The organism is Escherichia sp. WS2035 (genome assembly GCF_046487065.1).
GTDB lineage: Bacteria > Pseudomonadota > Gammaproteobacteria > Enterobacterales > Enterobacteriaceae > Escherichia > Escherichia coli.
Genome location: NZ_JBJQKD010000003.1, coordinates 67,174 through 86,430, shown reverse-complemented (window position 1 = coordinate 86,430; position 19,257 = coordinate 67,174). Strand labels below are relative to the sequence as shown.

18 protein-coding genes and 1 pseudogene are annotated in these 19,257 nt (G+C 43.8%); 5 read left to right on the top strand and 14 right to left on the bottom strand.

Annotation, left to right across the window (positions count from 1 at the left end):
- The first annotated feature begins 893 nt into the window (after positions 1-893).
- The 5 genes from ACJHX4_RS07325 (at position 894) to ACJHX4_RS07305 (ending at position 6,369) form a co-directional block, all read left to right on the top strand.
- Positions 894-1,670, top strand: a complete 777-nt coding sequence (locus tag ACJHX4_RS07325) for an ABC transporter permease (RefSeq protein ID WP_000124294.1) — start codon at positions 894-896, stop codon at positions 1,668-1,670.
- Positions 1,667-2,335, top strand: a complete 669-nt coding sequence (locus ACJHX4_RS07320) for an ABC transporter ATP-binding protein (RefSeq protein WP_000590241.1) — start codon at positions 1,667-1,669, stop codon at positions 2,333-2,335. The genes ACJHX4_RS07325 and ACJHX4_RS07320 overlap by 4 nt, the downstream gene beginning before the upstream one ends.
- Positions 2,336-2,356: 21 nt before the next feature.
- A complete protein-coding gene (gene galE / locus ACJHX4_RS07315; RefSeq protein ID WP_001024189.1) occupies positions 2,357-3,376 on the top strand; it encodes a UDP-glucose 4-epimerase GalE in 1,020 nt (339 codons plus the stop codon).
- 84 nt (positions 3,377-3,460) lie between these two features.
- Complete coding sequence (locus ACJHX4_RS07310) at positions 3,461-5,743, top strand: hypothetical protein (protein ID WP_001534463.1); 2,283 nt, start codon at positions 3,461-3,463, stop codon at positions 5,741-5,743.
- Entirely contained in the window at positions 5,740-6,369 is a 630-nt protein-coding gene (locus ACJHX4_RS07305) for a CatB-related O-acetyltransferase (protein WP_000657788.1), read from the top strand. Before ACJHX4_RS07310 ends, ACJHX4_RS07305 begins: the two co-directional genes overlap by 4 nt.
- Before the next feature lie 481 nt (positions 6,370-6,850).
- Here the strand turns inward: ACJHX4_RS07305 and ACJHX4_RS07300 are convergent, their stop codons facing one another.
- The 14 genes and pseudogenes from ACJHX4_RS07300 to ACJHX4_RS07235 form a co-directional block, all read right to left on the bottom strand.
- Positions 6,851-8,098: a capsule biosynthesis protein gene (locus ACJHX4_RS07300; RefSeq protein WP_001161838.1), complete on the bottom strand. Its 1,248-nt coding sequence runs from the start codon at positions 8,096-8,098 to the stop codon at positions 6,851-6,853.
- Positions 8,099-8,132: 34 nt separating this feature from the next.
- Complete coding sequence (locus ACJHX4_RS07295) at positions 8,133-10,160, bottom strand: capsular polysaccharide biosynthesis protein (protein WP_000579509.1); 2,028 nt, start codon at positions 10,158-10,160, stop codon at positions 8,133-8,135.
- Complete coding sequence (gene kdsB / locus ACJHX4_RS07290) at positions 10,157-10,897, bottom strand: 3-deoxy-manno-octulosonate cytidylyltransferase (protein ID WP_000030760.1); 741 nt, start codon at positions 10,895-10,897, stop codon at positions 10,157-10,159. The genes ACJHX4_RS07295 and kdsB overlap by 4 nt, the downstream gene beginning before the upstream one ends.
- 9 nt (positions 10,898-10,906) lie before the next feature.
- Positions 10,907-12,583, bottom strand: a complete 1,677-nt coding sequence (locus ACJHX4_RS07285) for a polysaccharide biosynthesis/export family protein (protein WP_001335609.1) — start codon at positions 12,581-12,583, stop codon at positions 10,907-10,909.
- Positions 12,584-12,606: 23 nt separating this feature from the next.
- The gene (locus ACJHX4_RS07280) at positions 12,607-13,755 is read right to left on the bottom strand and encodes a capsule polysaccharide transporter (RefSeq protein WP_000905914.1); all 1,149 of its coding nucleotides are present in this window, start codon (positions 13,753-13,755) and stop codon (positions 12,607-12,609) included.
- A gap of 71 nt (positions 13,756-13,826) precedes the next feature.
- Positions 13,827-14,810 (bottom strand): SIS domain-containing protein, encoded by a 984-nt coding sequence (locus ACJHX4_RS07275; protein ID WP_001335608.1) that lies wholly within the window; start codon positions 14,808-14,810, stop codon positions 13,827-13,829.
- Positions 14,811-15,619: 809 nt separating this feature from the next.
- Positions 15,620-15,802: pseudogene (locus tag ACJHX4_RS07270) on the bottom strand (IS110 family transposase); the annotation flags it as partial.
- 329 nt (positions 15,803-16,131) lie between these two features.
- On the bottom strand, positions 16,132-16,701 hold the full coding sequence (locus tag ACJHX4_RS07265; protein WP_001290247.1) for a DUF4942 domain-containing protein: 570 nt from the start codon (positions 16,699-16,701) through the stop codon (positions 16,132-16,134).
- Positions 16,702-16,797: 96 nt separating this feature from the next.
- Entirely contained in the window at positions 16,798-16,995 is a 198-nt protein-coding gene (locus ACJHX4_RS07260; protein ID WP_000839281.1) for a DUF957 domain-containing protein, read from the bottom strand.
- A gap of 11 nt (positions 16,996-17,006) precedes the next feature.
- Complete coding sequence (locus ACJHX4_RS07255; protein WP_000777541.1) at positions 17,007-17,495, bottom strand: DUF5983 family protein; 489 nt, start codon at positions 17,493-17,495, stop codon at positions 17,007-17,009.
- Complete coding sequence (locus tag ACJHX4_RS07250; protein WP_000854753.1) at positions 17,492-17,866, bottom strand: TA system toxin CbtA family protein; 375 nt, start codon at positions 17,864-17,866, stop codon at positions 17,492-17,494. Before ACJHX4_RS07250 ends, ACJHX4_RS07255 begins: the two co-directional genes overlap by 4 nt.
- An 89-nt stretch (positions 17,867-17,955) precedes the next feature.
- Positions 17,956-18,324, bottom strand: a complete 369-nt coding sequence (locus tag ACJHX4_RS07245; RefSeq protein WP_001531802.1) for a type IV toxin-antitoxin system YeeU family antitoxin — start codon at positions 18,322-18,324, stop codon at positions 17,956-17,958.
- Between the two features lie 162 nt (positions 18,325-18,486).
- A complete protein-coding gene (locus tag ACJHX4_RS07240) occupies positions 18,487-18,708 on the bottom strand; it encodes a DUF987 domain-containing protein (protein WP_000692329.1) in 222 nt (73 codons plus the stop codon).
- A 62-nt stretch (positions 18,709-18,770) separates the two neighbouring features.
- The gene (locus ACJHX4_RS07235; RefSeq protein ID WP_001186726.1) at positions 18,771-19,247 is read right to left on the bottom strand and encodes a RadC family protein; all 477 of its coding nucleotides are present in this window, start codon (positions 19,245-19,247) and stop codon (positions 18,771-18,773) included.
- Positions 19,248-19,257 lie beyond the last annotated feature (10 nt).

The following is a 19,257-nucleotide window of genomic DNA, read 5'->3' as shown; positions in this document are numbered from 1 at the left end:
GTAGCCTTCGTTAATCGACACCTTTCTAAGACTGTAAAGATGCTTAAGTGTTTTGACACATTATGATTATTAATAGTTGTAATAAATCATTGAGTAACAATTGATAGGTCAAAACATATAGGATAATTCTTATGTGATCTGTATTTTGTGTAGCCTGGAAATTAGTAAAATTACTGGAGATAATCAGAAAGGGAATTTCAAATAAGCATAATAATTTCCAGGGAAACTATTCGTCGATTTTAAGAAATGTCTGCTCAGGTATATCTACTGAGGGATAATGCTGGCTGTAACGCTGGTTAAAATAAATGCACAAAATAATCAAGGCGTATACTTTAATTGACGAAAATAATTACTCACGGAATTATTAATGGGACTTAAATAACACCGTTTAAATGTGATGTAAATCACAAATGTGACTGTAAAGAGGGGGCTGTAGATATAAATAAGAAGTACATGAGTGAATTTTAAATAGGGAAATAGTTTCTCGGTGAACAATTTATTGGTAATCAATCGCGTGCGTTCTGGTTTGAAACAGATTGCAGGTATTGTTACGCATAAAATCCATAGGGGGTATTATAATCAAGTAGTTAACAGTAACAACAAAAATAATTTCCTGAGAAATTAACTCTACATTCTAAAACGGCCAGTTTTCTGAAGTTACCAGAAGACCGAATACATTCATGCCTGAAGAATGGATTAGAAGAAACGAGACGGAAATAGATCTATTTATCCCTGCGGAAATAATTTCTGCTGAAATTTTTTGCGGCTATTAAAAAGGTCAAACCGTCTGAGTAAATTTTATCCAGTTACAAATAAGCATTACCTCCAGTGTATTGGTAGCTGTTAAGCCAAGGGCGGTAGCGTACCTGAAGAGATTAGGATCACATCATCAAATGGCAAGAAGTGGATTTGAAGTCCAGAAAGTCACCGTAGAGGCATTATTTCTACGAGAAATACGAACACGCTTTGGTAAGTTCCGTCTGGGATATTTGTGGGCGATTCTCGAACCCTCTGCGCATTTGCTGATACTGTTGGGTATTTTTGGTTACATTATGCACCGCACGATGCCAGACATCTCATTCCCGGTGTTTTTACTTAATGGCCTGATTCCCTTTTTTATCTTTAGCAGTATCAGCAATCGTTCTGTAGGTGCTATTGAAGCGAATCAGGGGCTGTTTAATTATCGACCAGTAAAACCCATCGATACGATCATTGCGCGTGCATTGCTTGAGACACTGATTTACGTTGCTGTTTATATATTGCTTATGCTTATCGTCTGGATGGCAGGCGAATATTTCGAAATAACAAACTTTTTACAACTTGTGCTTACCTGGAGTTTGTTAATCATTCTTTCATGTGGCGTTGGCTTAATATTCATGGTCGTTGGTAAAACCTTCCCTGAAATGCAAAAGGTCCTGCCGATACTGCTTAAGCCGCTGTATTTCATCTCCTGCATCATGTTCCCTCTGCACTCAATTCCAAAGCAATACTGGTCGTATCTACTCTGGAACCCATTAGTGCATGTCGTGGAGTTAAGCCGCGAGGCAGTTATGCCTGGCTATATCAGCGAAGGTGTGAGTCTGAACTACCTGGCAATGTTCACTCTGGTCACCCTGTTCATCGGTCTGGCGTTATACCGAACGCGTGAAGAGGCAATGCTGACATCATGATTAAGATTGAAAATTTGACGAAGTCATATCGCACGCCAACGGGTCGACACTATGTGTTTAAGGATTTAAATATTGAAATCCCTTCAGGAAAAAGTGTTGCCTTTATTGGTCGCAACGGAGCGGGTAAATCAACGTTACTGAGAATGATTGGTGGTATTGACCGCCCCGACAGTGGAAAGATCATCACCAATAAAACAATATCATGGCCAGTCGGCCTCGCCGGTGGATTTCAGGGAAGTTTAACTGGACGCGAGAACGTAAAATTTGTTGCGCGGTTATACGCAAAGCAAGAAGAACTGAAAGAGAAAATTGAGTTTGTCGAAGAATTTGCCGAACTGGGCAAGTACTTTGATATGCCGATTAAAACTTACTCATCCGGTATGCGATCGCGTTTAGGCTTCGGTTTAAGCATGGCATTTAAGTTTGATTATTATATCGTCGATGAAGTAACCGCAGTCGGTGATGCCAGGTTTAAAGAAAAATGCGCTCAATTGTTTAAAGAAAGGCATAAAGAATCTAGTTTTTTAATGGTTTCACATAGCTTGAATTCATTGAAAGAGTTTTGTGATGTGGCGATTGTGTTTAAGGATGACAATGCGGTTAGTTTTCATGAGGATGTTCAGGAGGGTGTTGCTGAGTATATAACGGAACAAAATAATTACTGATGTTGTTTTCGAGGGTGAAACATGAATATATTAGTTACAGGTGGAGCAGGCTATATTGGCTCGCATACTAGTTTATGTCTTCTGAATAAAGGTTACAATGTTGTAATAATTGACAACTTAAGTAATTCATCTTGCGAGAGCATTCGAAGGATTGAATTACTAGCTAAAAAAAAAGTTGTTTTCTATGAATTAAACATCAATAATGAAAAAAAAGTTGATCAAATATTAAAAAAACACAAAGTTGATTGTGTAATGCATTTTGCCGGTGCAAAGTCTGTTGCCGAATCTTTAATAAAACCTATATTTTATTATGATAATAATGTTGCAGGGACGTTGCAATTAATCAATTGCGCTATAAAAAACGATGTGGCTAATTTTATTTTTAGCTCTTCTGCAACGGTTTATGGCGAAAGCGAAATAATGCCTGTTACAGAAGATTGCCATATAGGCGGAACATTAAACCCATATGGCACATCGAAGTATATATCAGAACTGATGATTAGAGATATTGCAAAAAAATATAGTGACACTAATTTTTTATGTCTGAGATATTTTAACCCAACAGGTGCTCACGAGTCGGGAATAATCGGGGAAAATCCTGCAGATATACCAAGCAATTTAGTTCCATATATATTACAAGTTGCGATGGGTAAGCTAGAAAAACTTATGGTATTTGGGGGGGATTATCCTACAAAGGATGGAACCGGTGTTCGTGATTATATACACGTAATGGATTTAGCAGAAGGGCATGTGGCTGCTTTATCTTACCTTTCCAGTTGCAATAACACTAATTATCATGTTTTTAATTTAGGTACTGGTAAAGGATATTCTGTTTTAGAATTGGTTTCTACCTTTGAAAAAATATCTGGGGTTGGAATTCCGTATGAAATTGTTTCGAGAAGAGAAGGGGATGTTGCTGAAAGTTGGTCATCACCCGAAAAAGCAAATAAGTATCTCAATTGGAGTGCTAAAAGGGCGTTGGAAACAATGCTTGAGGATGCCTGGCGCTGGCAATTGAAGAATCCAAATGGTTATAAATAATAACACTATGAAAAAATAGCTAAAGCATATAATTATAATATGTAAGCTAACACATAATTTAAAAAAATGTAAAGAGCTAATATTATGTTGACAATAATTACACCGGTACATTGCACTTCACGAAATGATTATTTATATCAGAGAACGAAATATTTTATAGAAAATTCTTATATAGACTCAAAGATAGAAAGGATTATAGTTGATTTTGGAAGTTTAGATTCTATAATGGAGGAGTTTAAGACTCTCTCAAAAAATAAAGGAATTGAGTTTTATAGTTTAGGGTTAAAAGGGGAGTCCTTTTCTATTGGTTTGTGCAGGAACTATGGTGTAACTAAAGCCAAAAAAGAATTTATTACCTTCCAGGATGTGGATCTTTATGCCCCACAATCAATATATAAATCAATTTTGCTGAGATTGTCCAGTAGTAAAGAGTATAATTATATCGAATCTGTTCCATGCCTTTATTTAAGTGAGGATTATACAGAGGAATACAAAAAAAAAGAATCTTGGGATGATGCACATAATGATGCTTATCAAAATTATCAATTAAAAACACCAAGTATCCAGATGTATGCTCCTGTTACGTCAATGATCTTAACTAGGCGGCGATACTTTATGGAATGTGGAGGTAACAATAATGAATTTCATGGACATGGATATGAAGATTTTGAGGCATTGAACAGATTAGCCAATAGAGCTAATAAGTTTTCTCGTTCTCGAGATTATTATAATCATGATTTTAAATATGATTCACCTCATTTCTGTGGGTATAGAACATTTTTTAGTTTATTTGGTCGCCAATTAATGAATGAGAGAGTGTTTTTTGTCCATTTTTGGCATCCTCATAATATTGCGCCATCTTATGCTAAACGAAACAAAGATAATAAAATAATATTTGAGAGGTTAATAAGAAGGTTTGATAAAGAGAACTATATGCCTCCAGCTCTAAGTGGTGATTCATATTACTATGATGGTAAGTCTTTAATACTATCACCATTTAATGGAAAAACTGCGAATTCATTAAGAGTTGCTATACCTTTTCTTGGTGAATGTGTATATGCTAAAGACACGGAATTCAAAGATGAAAATGTGTTTTTGGATTTTATTAAAAAAAATATGGTAAGGAGGGTGTTATTTTTCAATTCATACGGCAATGAACACAGATTAAATCTTTACCACGCTTGTCAATTAAATAAAATAAAAACAATTAATTTTGATAGGGGGGGATTGCCTCATACATGGTTCTTTGATCCACATGGTTTCAATTACTCTAGTCATTCATATAACCCTAATAATTGGGATCTGCAAATTACAAAAGATGAACGGGAAAGCGTTCAGGAATATATCATCAACGTTCTTTCATCAAACGATACGTTAGAGAAAAATGGTACCAGAATAGGTGCTCATAATTTCAAAACAAAATATAACATACTCAATAAAAAAATTCTTTTTGTTCCTTTGCAAAGACCAAATGATTCTGTCATACGTCATTTTTCGGATGAAATTAGAAGTGTGCAGGATTTTTTAAATAATGTAGTTACTCTTGCTAAGAGCATAAAGGATAAAGGTTGGGTTGTTATTGTAAAACAACATCCTTTGGAAGAGTCTACCGAAATAGGCGAAAAAGAGAACCTAATTGTGCTGAAGCCAACCGATCATTTCTATGATGCAATTAATTCTTCAGATGCAGTAATGCTTATAAATTCAGGAGTTGGTCTTTATTCTCTGATGGCAGGAAAGCCTACTTATAATGTTGGTAATGCATACTATTGCCATGAAGGTTTATCAATAAAAATAAAAAATCCTGAAGATTTTAAAAAATGTATGAATGATTTATCTTATCCTTCAAAAGATAAAGTTGAGAAATTTATACATTATCTAATTACTAGGTTTTATTCTTTTGGTAAGGCTAATTATATTGAGATCGTAGATCCGAAGACAAAATCAAAAACAACTAATGCGACATATATTGATTTCGAGAATATTAAAATACCATTGGATAATGGTATTATGCATGAAATTAATATTTCACGTAGAAAAGAACCATTTAAAATAAATTCAGTCTATTTTGATTATTATCGTTCTGGAATTAGTCTTAGGGATGAAATTGAAAAATATAAAAAGAATATCTCTGATTTAAATTCATTAATTAATAAGCTAAAAACAAACAAGACAACCAAGATAATTGAAGAAGATACTTATTCCAATAAAGATACACACAATAGCATAGTCAGAACAGGTGCGATGCAAGCAAAGTTAAAAAAACTAAATAAACATCCCTATCTCTTTTTTAAAGATGCAATCAAAAATATTGGGGTAAAAACAAAGAAAATAATAATTAATGCCAAAGGAAGTCAGATACAATGAAAGAATTTTCAGAAATAGCAAAAAGTGCTCATATATCAAATGATGCCATCGTTGAGTATCCGATACATTGTGGCCCAAACTCTCAAATACATGGAGGATGTAATGTCGGCCAATTCACATTTATAAATATATCAAGTGTCTTATATCCGAATGTTAAAATAGGTCGTTTCTGCTCTATTGCAAGAAATTGTGAAATTGGTGTTGCCCGTCATCCAGTCAATTTTTTGTCTACACATAGTTTCCAGTATCACTTTGCACAGTTTCCCAAACATCCTTTTTATAAAAATGGTATAAACAGGACATCCTGGAGAGCACATCCAGATACTATTATTGGTAGTGATGTTTGGATTGGTGCTCAATCGATTGTTAAAGCCGGTGTTAATATCGGTCATGGTGCAATAATTGCAGCAAATTCGGTGGTTACTAAAAATATTGCACCGTATTCAATAGTCGGAGGAAGTCCTGCAAAGGTAATAAGGATGCGTTTTAATGCAGAGCAAATTTCTAAACTCTTAGAACTACGTTGGTGGGAGTTATCATTAGAAGAGATTTCGGATCTGGAGTTTGGAAATATTGATTCTTGTATTGAATCATTGTTAAAAATAAGGCGTATTGAGCATTTGTAAAAAACAAACTTCAATGTAACTCTATGTTTTTGACGTAAGTATAGGAACACCTCTTGTATTTCAACTTGGATGGTATGCATGGGGTGTATTTCAATAATACCCAGCAATATTTACATAACATCATAATAATTTACGCATATATATTTTTTGGAGTAATAAAAATATCAAAAAATCAACTATAATGGTTTGAATGTTACTTAATTAAAAGTAAATGCAAGAATGAAAACATCTAAAAAATAATGAAGATTTATTTTACTTGAGCTAACTTATTTCAAGTGAAAACAAAAAATATTTAATTAAGAAATGTTGGTTTTTATAGAAATTGTGAGTTGTAAGTATTCTTGCTTTTAAACTTTAATGTATTTTAAATGGTTAATGTAAAATGAAATGTTGAATCATAAAATAACCTATGTCAAAATAATTTATTTTAATAATATGAAGAGTTCCTATGTGGTTATTGTTATTATGACTTTTGTTATAATCACGGTGATTGTATCTTATTATTTTTGATGTAAGAAAAATCTGTCCTTATAATCCATCTTAACCCTTTCTTTACATCTCCATAATAAACCCAATTAACCTGTGTCTTCACCAATAAATACCCCCGAAACTTCTTAAACAGTTTCATATCCGGTTTAAAATCGGCCTGCCAGAACTGGTGCAAATGTCCTTGATACGTCAAGCCTTTGATGTCGTACAGGGCATTGCCCATCACTTTGAGTGGTTTGTTATGAATCAGCGCAGAGATCCCCGCCGTACTGTTAATTGTCACCACCGCTTTTGCGTGGCGTAATAATTCCGGCATCGGGAGATCGTGCACATAAATGACTCGTTCCCCTAAGCCATATTCCTTACTCAACCGCTTAATTAATGGTCGATAGAGTCTGTGACCACGATCCATTGGATGGTGCTTGATCACCAAATAACTTTCTTTCGGTGCTTTACGTGAAAATGAGTACATGACTTCATTAATATAGTCACGCACATCGTTATAATTGCTGTGGTTACGAATCTGGCTATCGTTATACACCTGCAAAACGGCAAGATAATAACGCTGATCCAGCTCATTCATTAACCTCGGCAATACCTTACGCTGTGTTACCTTGTAAAGTTGCTTGCGCCAGTATGCACGAACCCAGCAACGTGCTTCATACCAGGGGGAAAACGATTTATGGTGGCGGTAGCGAGGGAACTCATGGCGGTAATGCCAGCCCATCAGGTAATACCACATCGCATGACCTATACGTTTCATCGTTGAAGGTTTTAAGTTCTCAACGTGCGGCGCAGGCATATCTGGTAACTTACGATAAAAATCCGGATCGCGCGGTAGCGATGAATATGCGTTTACTCCGCCTTCTTCAACGGTAATAAATTGCGGGCGTAAATATCCTTCCTCAAATGCCAGAAAGCGGATCCCTTTCGACTTTGCCCAACGTTTTGCTTCTTTGTGCAATGGGCGGCAGTCACCAAAGCAGAGGATGGTATCAAAGTCATATTGCCGGTGGAGATCCCGTAACCATCCGGGGAACTCTTTCGGCGTTTGGTAGTAGGCTAGGTATTGTCGATGGCGGCAGTAAAAACGATCCCCACCGTTGAATACAACATTCACAGCGTTACGTCCTAATGACTCTAACCATTCGGCGACGTCATTGAAAAAAGGTCCCATCGGCCCCTGCAATAGCAGATATTTTTTACCGGATAATAAAACGGTTAGTGCATTACCTTGCATAAATAATCTGCGTAATAGTCAACTATGAAATTGTTTAGCCAAATCTGACCTTGCAGAACATAATTAATTTGCGGTAATAGCGTATTACCCGTCCCGCTTTTTTTCGGGTAATAAACATCGGCTTACGCGGCGTCTGGATTAAATATTCCGCAGCTTCCTCAACCGTAATAGGCTGTAGCCGTGTTGGGTGAATATATGTTGGGTAAACAATCAACGCCTGATAGATCAAGTCTGCTATCGTTAATTTTTGCTCGCGGCGCGGGCAATGATGTTCATCAACGGTTAAACCCCAACCGGCATAGAAGGGCAGGCCGTAACAATGAACTTGCTTGCCATGTAATAACGCTTCAAACCCGGACAATGATGTCATGGTGTGCACTTCATCTGCGCGCTGAATGCATTGAATAATATCTGCGTCCAGTGCCTGATAATCAGCGAGTTCAGCAATTAGTTCTGTCGGAATATTGCCCTTGCGATTCCCCACCAGTACATCCGGGTGCGGTTTATAAATAATGTAAGCGTGCGGATTACGCTCGCGTACTGTGCGTAATAACTCAAGGTTGCTCTTAATAGAAACGGTGCCGGTTTTAATTGAGGCATCGTCTTCTACCTGACCCGGCACCAGGATAACTTTTTTATCTTTGGCTTCGGCTGGTAGAGAGAAATCGGCTCCCAGGTTGTACTTACTCAGTTTGCTTTCAACCAGTCGCTGGCGTAATTTTTCAGCTCGCATCTTCTGCGCCAGCGTTAGCTGGCTATGATTCAGCAGCACTTCCAGATCGCTGGGGCGCGTGGCGTCATAGTAAATACCGCGTTTATCCAGCACCAGCGATAGCGGCGGCAGCAGGTCAGAGCCAAGTCCGGATGAACGCAGAAAACCATCTTCCATTCGCCATAACGGCAGTGATTTTCGCTGCGCTTCGGCTCGCCATTGCTGTTCTCCCTTTACACCCCATACCACGCAGGCGCTCGCCGCAGTACAGCGACGAGAAAAACTCAGCCGGTTTGTTGCCGTTTGCAAGAAAGGTTTCAGGATCGCTGACTTCCACAGCGTTAAGCCTGGCGCCCATAAATAACCATTACGCTGTTGCAGATGCCGACGTTGTAATTGCAGCCATTGCAGCACGGTAAATAGATTGCTTACTTCTCCCGTTTGCGGATCGATATAGCGACAGTAACGCAGGTATGCAGCGGCAAAAAGTTCCTCCAGCGTGGCAGAACCGCGTCGGGCAGATAACAAAGCGGACTGTGGATGACGATCGTCGGTTAAACCCCAACCTGCATACCAAGGCTGGCCGAAACATGTTACTGGTTTTCCTGCCAGCAAGGCTTCAAAGCCGTACTGGGAGGTCACGACGTAAACCTGGGAAACGTGTCGCAATAGCGACTGCGGGCTGACATTCTCGGCAATCAAACGTACTCGTTGCGTGGCACGCAGATCAGCGAAATAACCTGTTTTCTTTCCTTCCAGTACATCTGGGTGCACCTTCACCCAAATTTCGGCTTGAGGATTTTCCGCCATCGCGGCTTCCAGCATGGCAGCAAACTCATGCGGGCCAGCATTGCCATACGTCACTGACATATCATTAAATGTCTGATCGACAACCAGAACGATGTCTGCACGTTCTGACTCATCAGCCACAAACGCAGGTGCCAGGTTATATTTCGACAAATCCCCGGTCACGATGGTGTGCATCGCTTCTCTGGCCTGGCTTATCAGAGCTGTATTTCCGGCTTTATCCTGTACCAGTTTCTCCAGTGCTGAAGGCTTGCTGGCATCGTAGTAAATGCCACAATCATCCACCACCAGAGAAAGCGGCGGCTCGCCATTGACGCCAAGATCCAGCGAACGCACAAATCCATCTTCCAGACGAATGACGGGTTTTCCCGCTGCTTTGGCGATGGCGACTGGTTTCGCCGCGCTGGGACGATGTCCCCACACGGCGATAGCATCAACTTCTTGCGGAACAGGGCGCAGCAGAGAAAGTTTCTGGCACGGTTGCGCCAGAAATTTCTCCAGATGCGGAATACGCCAGATGCCAAGCGAGTAAATGCCAATCATGCGTTTTCAGCCAGTTCCTGTGCCATCAGGGCGCGCACTTTTTCCAGGCATGCCGGGGTGTCGACGCCCGGACCGGTTGCGGCAACCTCAAATGTACGGATGTTGATCCCCGCGCTCATCAACCGCAGCTGCTCCAGTGATTCTGCCTGCTCCTGCATGGACTCCGGTAACTGGCTGTAGTTTTGCAGCACATCGCGACGATAAGCGTAAATACCAACGTGTTTCAGGTAGCGCGCTTTTTCAGCATTACGCGGATACGGAATAGGCGAACGGCTGAAATAAAGCGCATCCTGGTGGGTATTTACCACCACTTTTACCGTGCTTGGCTCGGTCGCTTCTTCGGCAGAAATCGCGTGGCATAGCGTTGCCACTGGCAACGCGGGGTCATCACGCATTCCTTGTAACAGCGTTTCTACATCCCGCGGGCGAATCATTGGTTCGTCGCCCTGCAGGTTAATGTAGATATCTGCCTCGACTTTATGCATCACCTCGACCAGCCGATCGGTGCCGGATTCATGATCGTTGCGCGTCATGATGGCTTTCCCGCCAAATGCCTGCACGGCCTTTTCAACACGCTGATCGTCTGTTGCCACCCAAACTTCCGCAACGCCCGCCACCTGTAACGCACGCTCGTAAACATGCTGGATCATCGGTTTACCAACAATATCGAGCAGTGGCTTACCCGGCAGGCGCGATGAGCCATAACGAGCCGGAATGACAATAACTGCTTTGCTCATTTCAACTCCTTACAAAGACAGAATCACTTTTGCACCCACCGCCAGCTGATAGAGGATGGTGGAAATACCACGGGTAACTTCAATGTTTTTCGATTCATATTTCGGCAGAACCATAATCTCATCGCCCGGTTTGAGTGAATCCACATCTTCTGCGTTGACGGCTGCACCGTTCTGACGAATGACGATAATTCTGGCGTTACCCGATTTCTGCGTCAGGCCACCACATTTCTCGATGTAATCCTCGGTGGTCATACCCTTCTGCCAGCTCACCGCGTTCGGGAACAGCACTTCGCCATGAACCATAACCAGCGATGTTTTCTCCGGAATATTGATGACGTCGCCATCTTCAAGCAGAACAGAATCAATATTGGATTCGTTGAGGATCACTTCACCTTTCGGAACAACGGTGCGTGCTTTCGCCACAAAGCGGCTGATCAGTTGTGCTTCCTGCATTCGCAGGCTGGCTTCTTCTTTGGTGGAGGACTGGGCAGAAAGTGATGCTTCCTCCAGCTTTTGCAGCGAGAGATTCAGCATCTCTTTCTGACGCTGAGCCACTGATGGGCGATAAAGCTGAACTGCGTTCATCTGCGACATGCTGTTCGGGCGGACTTTTTCCAGAACCGCACGCATAGTGGAACCATAAGGCAGTACCATGGCATGTTCACCGGAGTGTGCGCCTTCAACCCGCACCTGAATGGTGCCGGCATAGCGGTCAGTGCTCACGATTAAGGTATCGCCATTTTGCAACATACGGCCTGGCGCAGAACTGATCGGATAGTATTCGCTGCGTTTTTGCAGCCCCTGTTTACGCATAATCGTAATGTGAGTCGCGCCAGGCTTAGGGCGCGCCCAGCTCAACGCTTCCGTTACGGGAATGCTGCTTTCGCGGAACTCAAAGTCGTAGCTGTTAAAGACATCGCCCTGAACGCTGAAAGTATGCTGACGCGGCCCGACGATGATGGTGTCACCATCGGCGAACTGCGAAAGCCCCAGTTTGCCGTTCAGCAGGAAGTCGTACAGGTTGACGTTGGAGCGCACGCGGTTACCGCGCTTGACCACAATATCAACGTAACTTCCGCGCTCTGGATCAACGCCGCCAGCCTTGATCAGATAATTGAGTAACGAATCAGACGTCACGCCGCCATACAGACCAGGATTACGCACAAATCCGGTCACGTACACTTTTACTGGCTGCGCCTGTAATAAGGAGGCGTAGACGTTGACGTTGGACTGGTATACTTCCTTCACTTTGGATGTGACCAGGGCATTTAGCTGACTATTACTGACGCCAGCAACTTTCACCGGACCAACGTTCGGCAGGAAAATATTACCTTTGGGATCAACCTGTAACGCACCATCAAAGGTGAACGCACCCCACAAGCGAACCTGAATGCTATCACCCGGATTCAGAATATAGTCAGGGTTGAATCCTACCGTCGCACCGCTATCCGCGCTGGTGCCGTTGAAAAGTTGAGCACCAAACATACGGCTCATTACCACCGGCGATGCGGGCGGCGGGGTATTGTCGAAGCCGCTCATGTTTTGCGTATCCGACTGTTGCCCGTTCAGAATACCGGTAAGCGGCGCGGCTCCTGTCAGGTTTGGGTCAGCGTTAATATCAATGGCCGCGCTGGCCTGCGCCGCGTGACAGGCGGCAATCAGTAAAATTGATTTAAATAATTTCATCACAAACTCATTCAGCGACAGCGTTAGTCTCGGTGATCTTCAATAACAGCCAGCAACAGTTTCAGGGTGCCGAACAGCAGGCAGCACACCAGTAACCAGCAGGCGATCAAATAAGGGATATTTGGAAAAGACGATTCCTGCGGCAACTGTGGCGAACTGATCACTGACAGCACCTTGAGCTTACGAGCCGCTTCTACACGGGTCTTTTCAATGGAGGTCAGGGTCAGTTTGTACAGCTCGGTGTTGAACTCTACTTTTGATTTGATTTCTTCAAAATCCACCGCCATACGGTTTAGCTTGTCACCCTGCGGCGCTGTGATTTTGCTTTTTTCTTCGTCAATTTGTGCCTGCAATGACTGAATCGCATTACGCGCACTCACAACTTGCGGGGCGTCCTCACGCAGATACGTCAGCAAGTTCCGCAGGTCCGCTTCCATCTGGATCTTCTGGCCCATCAGCGTATTCACTAACGTGCTCGCCGCCTGTGCCTGTGCCTGTGGATCCAGAACGTTGTTGTTGTCCTGATAAGAGAGCAATTCCGCTTTGCTGGCGTCCAGACGCTGGCGTGCCTTTTCCATCTCCGTTTCTGCAAAGGCAAGCTGGTCACGCGCGATGCGATGTGACATCTCATTGATAAAGCGCTCTGACTCTTTCAGCACGGTCTGGTTAAACTTAAGCGCAAACTCCGGGCTAAAGCCCTGCGTCTGAATATTCAGTAATCCGGTTTTATCGTCATACGAGACGTTGATACGGTCCTTGTAGTACTTCAGGAAGCCTTCTGCGGTTTCATCCTTGCTAAGATGATTAAGAAAATCGAGCCCGCTGTGGCTAAACGCTTCACGAAAATTTAGTTGCTTATCCAGAGCCGCCAGCATATCCGGCGAGTTGATGTACTCTTTCAGATACAACGCATCTTCTGCGGAACTGGGGTTAGAGGCACCCAGAAGCAGACCAAAATTCAGGCTGCCGCTGTTTAAATCATCCGAGCGTTTAATGGCGACTTTCGACTCGCTCATATAGCGAGGCTGGCTGAAGATAGCCAGATAGATCAGCAGCACCGCCATCGGTGCCAGAATGATGATTTTCGCCAGGTGTTTTTGGATATCTGCCAGTGAGATGGCAGATAGACGAGCACACATCCAGGATACGGCAGACTTCACTTTTATCAACATGTAACGATTATCAAAGTTTCAGTGGGGCGCAAACTCAATGAGAGACTAACCTCTCGCACCCCGTTGCTTAATTAGTCGAAAATGCGCACAAGGCCAGTGACTTTATTTGCCTTGTTGGTCACCAATAACGTTGAGACGCGGTGTTTTTGCATTTTTTCTTCCGCTTCAATGATCATGGTGTCTTCCGGTAGCGTCAGCGGTTCACGTGTCATCATCTGCGCAGCCGTGGCGGATGTCAGAGAATCCTCTTTTTCCATAAAGCGACGCAGGTCACCGTCGGTGATAATGCCCGCTAGCCCACCTTCTGCGTCTTCTACCATCACCATTCCCTGGCATCCGCTGGTGATACGTTGAATCACGGTTTTAAATGACGCATCCAGCTGTACCGCAGGAACATCATGCAGCATGACATCAGCAACGCGGGTCAGCAGGCGACGACCTAATGAACCGCCCGGGTGATAGCGCGCAAAATCATTCGGCATAAATTTGCGTTGGTGGATCATGGCAATCGCCAGCGCATCGCCGATCGCCATCGTCAGCGTGGTAGACGTTGTTGGTGCAAGGTTATTCGGGCAGGTTTCATTCGCCATGTGGAGTTCCAGCACGGCATCAGCATTTTTCGCCAGCGTGGAATTTCCATTATTGGTCATGGCGATAATTCGGTTGCCGAAATTTTTCAGTGAAGGAACTAGCTTGAGGATTTCATCCGTTTCACCGCTGGCAGAAATAAGGATCAGAAGATCGTAAGGCGTAATCATGCCCAGATCGCCATGGAAAGCTTCTGCAGGATGAATAAAGAAACTAGGCGTACCCGTAGAGGCCAGCGTCGCTGACATTTTACGACCGACATGCCCTGATTTACCCATTCCCGAAAGAATAACGTGCCCTTTACAGTTCATTATCAAATTAAGGACACGCTGGTACTGCCCGGAATCCAGTTGTTTAGACAAGTTTTGTAATGCTGCGCCTTGTTCTGCCAGAGTCTGGCGAACAGAGGTAATTAGATATGGATCGATAGTACTGCTCTGGTCATCAGGTAAATGTCTTTCAGACATATCAGCTCCTTTGCACGGAAATAATGCCACAGTCACAACAAACCCGAACCCACTATAATTTATTTATGCTAAATCAATGGGTTGTAACAAAATTTTTAATGAATATAAAACCATGGTCAGTCCATGCTTATATGCAGGACTTATCACCTTCTTATTAAGTCGCAATGTCTCATGGAGGTGCGAAGATGCTGCAATATTACAGGCGAGAAGGGGAACCAAATTTTGCCCACCTATTTAACACACCCCTACATTATGAACAAGGAATTTAGGATTTTTATCATTTATTAAAATGTTTCTCACTTGACTATTAAGACCAAAAACAATTTATCAATTGATTATTTCCTCGTAAAAAAAGAACGTATGACCATGTTATTAATAAATAAAACACGTAAATAATGGTGATGTTGTTTTGTGATTAACTATTTAAAGCGGCATAATAAACAGGTTGACAATTTCTATGTAAAGAAGAGGAAAATAATAAAATTTTAGCGGTGACTATTGAATGATATGATAGTTGTGATGTTGATTATTTCTGGTAATGAATGCGGAATTAAATCTGGCCGGATTGTATTTTTGCTATATCTGTTTTTCAGGAGATTATTATTAAATAGAAAAATAACAGTGGTGATTATCTCCGGTTGAGCTGGAGTCACGTATGCCAGCGAGTGCTTTCTTCCGGGCCTTCCTTCACTTCAGATAAAGAGCCTATGGAAAAGAGGCAATCATCAGGCTCTTTTTGAGTCATATGCGCCGATAATCAACTGTCTTGAACGTAAAAATTATGGAGCAACATGATGCTACGATTCATTTCACTCTTCGTTCTTTCTGAGCATTGCGTTCAGGATGGTCAGCAATTTACGCATACAGTCAACCAGCGCCACTTTTTTGGTTTTTCCGGCTGCTGACAGATGCATGTAAAATGCCTTTATCACCGGATTAAACCAGGTTACCACAAGCGCTGCCATGTGCAGGGCTGCTCTTGCCTCCGTACGCGCACTGGCGTCGTTCGGCCAGCAGATATGTGTGGGATTACAGGGATGTTATGTGAACTGAACTGTGTTTTGTTAACGGGGGATGTTTATTGATGATTCGGGAGTGTTTAAGACCTGATGGCGTTATGCTCCCAAGTTTATTTTATATAAAGATCCAAAAGCAAAAACCCGCCTTGTGGGCGGGTTCTTTAGAATAGTGGTGCCGGACTCGGAATCGAAGAATGCTTCTATCATGTTGATATTAGTTTATTTTGTTTGGTTTGGTGAAATATGTACCCTCTTTTGTACCCGCAGTCCCTTTTGATATCGAAAGGGAATCAAACTCGGGGTCAGGCTGAGAGCACAGAAGGAAAGTGCCTGGCTATTATATCGTTAATTCTGTCAATCAGCTCCAGCCTTTTGAAAGTGATGTGTGCAGATCCCTTCTTAAAGTATTTAATGATGAACATCTCATCTTCATAGCGTCCTTTACCCTGAACGGACTGTATGTGGTCATCCAGATTAATGGTGATATTCCCTCGGTTGTCGGGGATCGGTTTACCGCTGAGCAGATGCAACATTCTTTCCAGGTCAGCCAGGCGATCTGCCTGCATTCCACTGATAAGATGAAATCCCCACTGGTCCCATCTCACCAGATTGTTGACGATAATTTTACTGCCAAATTTACAGGGTGAGTTGGTTTTGTAATCCCAGCTCAGCCCTTTGAAGACGTTGATCACTCCCCGTTCAAACACTTCATCTTTGTTCTGGTGCAGTTGTTCAAATGTGCTCAGAATGTTCGCTTCGCTGATTTCCGGAAAATTATCATATTCCAGTGACCTGGACCTGACTGAGGTGGAGCAGATAACGTCCGTATTCTCGTTGACCACTTCCGGACGGGAGACTGTGATTTCAGACATAATCGATATTCCTTTTTGCAGATAAATGAAAACGCCAGCCGTGTTCAGGCTGGCGTCAGTGGAATGAAGTCTGGTGAGTGAGATGATGAGTGAGACTCACCGGTTCTGGTGCTGAAGCTGCAGTTGGCGCAGGGTACGGATATCCTCTCTGGCCTGTTCGATACAGGGCAACAGTGCTGCTGAATCCGTTTTATCCTCATTGTTGTCAAAGATAATTCCCGATTCGCAGTCGATATTGTCCTGCAGCCACGCAATCAGAATATCCAGTGCGGTTTCCGTGGTTAATGATTTCATGTTGTTCCTGGTTACCAGTTGAAAGTGGGTAAACCCGGCAGGCATTCAGCGCTGGCATCCAGATGAATGAGACTGACGCCATAACGTCGGGTAAGTGTGATAACCAGACGACGGAACGTTTTTGACAGCCCCAGGCGTTTAAGCCGCAGAACCGGATATGACCACGCATCGGTACGTAACAGATATCCGCTACCTGTGAAATGAATCCATTCTGATTCACCAACGTCACTGGTCTGATGCGACAGCGAGTACAGCCAGGCGTTATCCTTTTCCGTGATATGTGCGGTACTGCAGCGTATGCCGGCAAGGGTTGCAAACGGTGGTAGTGTGCAGGTTGACTGTTGGTCGGATTCCTCCACCACGCGGAGTGAATAACCGTTTTCAGCGACCTTGTTAATCAGTTCAGTGAGATTAACACCATCGACGTCAACGACAATTTGCCCCATGTTCAGTGCCTGCACATTAATTCTGTCGGCTTCCAGCATCAGGGAAAGTTTCATCGTTTCTCCGGATGCTTACCCAGGGTAATGTTATTTACCGTTCTGTAATTGTCGCGGGTCATCAGGCCGGTCGCCCGGCGAGCCCGGAGGATATCAATACTGTTTATTAACTGAGAGCGGGGACAAGTGCTGAATCCCGGCTGGTCGGTACGCACCAGCGCGTATTTTTCCACGAGAAAATTCACCGCATCACACAGTGAAATGCCAGCTTCAATATGCTGCTCAATCACACGTTCATCGGCGAACGGTGTGTCATTCAGTGTAAGGCCGTAATGCTGGCCCAGTAGTCGGGAGAGCAGAGTCTGCCAGATGGTGACGGGAGACGGGCAGCTCGATGCCTCCCGTACGTGTGTATCGGGTAATGTTTTCATACTGAAGGTTTTCCTGATATGCAGAGATGAAAAATGGAAAAGTGGCGTGGTGAAAGCACCAGGCCGGAGCAGAAGGTTATTCCGGTGGTTTACTTTTTCGTTTCGGGCGTCGGATAAACAGCCAGATAAACGTAACCACCGCTACCGAGAGTGTCAGCTTTGCAGGTCAGACCTTTTGCATACAGCGTGACGGTATGCTGATGGCGGGGATTCAGTTCACCGCTGGTGAGCATGAGTTCCAGTTGTTTCATCAGCAGCGGAAAGGCCTGGTCCAGGTGGTACGCATCTGCATCGCTGAACAGGCCTCTGATACCGGCGCGGTCGGCAAGGTAATGCAGGCTGTTACCCTCCTGCACCAGACGGGCGCCGAAACAGGGCGTCACGGTGCAGGGCAGCCCCCACCAGGGGCGGTCGTGATTGTCGTCGGGAAGCATTGTCCCGGAGAGTGCGTCTGACACGATAAAATCCTCACAGAAAATCGGTTAAGAATGGTTTAACGATGACAGGTCAGCCGGCGCGCAGACCGCCTTCGGTAAAGGTGTATTCGTTTATGAGCAGGGCCTCATCCACAGCGGCGTCTGAGCTCAGCCAGTCGTACTCGTTTTCCGGGTGACGGAACATCAGTTCAGGGTGACGCTCATCAGCCGGACATACGGGCCAAAACTGTCCTTACGACGTTCAGCAAACACGGCCAGCACACCGGGAATATCCTGCACTTCACGACCGGTATACGCTTCAGTGCTGCCGTGCCAGCGGTATTTGCCGGTACAGAACGGGAAAAGACGGGATGTCGGATGTTGTTGGTGAATACGCATGGCTTCACCACGAGTGATAATTTTCATAATGGGATACCTCTGAAGACAGAAGATAAAAGTGAAAACAGGTGTGATGTGGTTGTGACGGGTTAAAGCAGACCATGTTCGGCAAAGGAGAAAACCTGGTTGCCACCGACTATCAGATGGTCCGGCACCCGGATATCCACCAGGCCCAGTGCCTGTACCAGACGTTCGGTGATAAGCCGGTCTGCCTTACTGGGTGTGACTTCACCGGACGGGTGATTGTGCGCCAGCACCACGGCAGCGGCATTGTGGTACAGGGCGCGTTTAATCACTTCCCGGGGATGGACTTCCGTGCGGTTGATGGTGCCGGTGAAGAGGGTTTCACCGGCAATCAGCTGATTCTGGTTATTCAGATACAGCACCCGGAACTCTTCACGCTCCAGTCCCGCCATGTTCAGAATCAGCCATTCCCGTGCCGCACGGGTGGAGGTGAAGGCCACACCGGGTTCATGAAGATGGCGGTCCAGGGTTTTCAGAGCCCGCAGAATGAGACTGCGCTCGCCGGGCGTCATTTCTCCGGGCAGAAAGGAAAGCTGCTGCATTGTCCCTGCC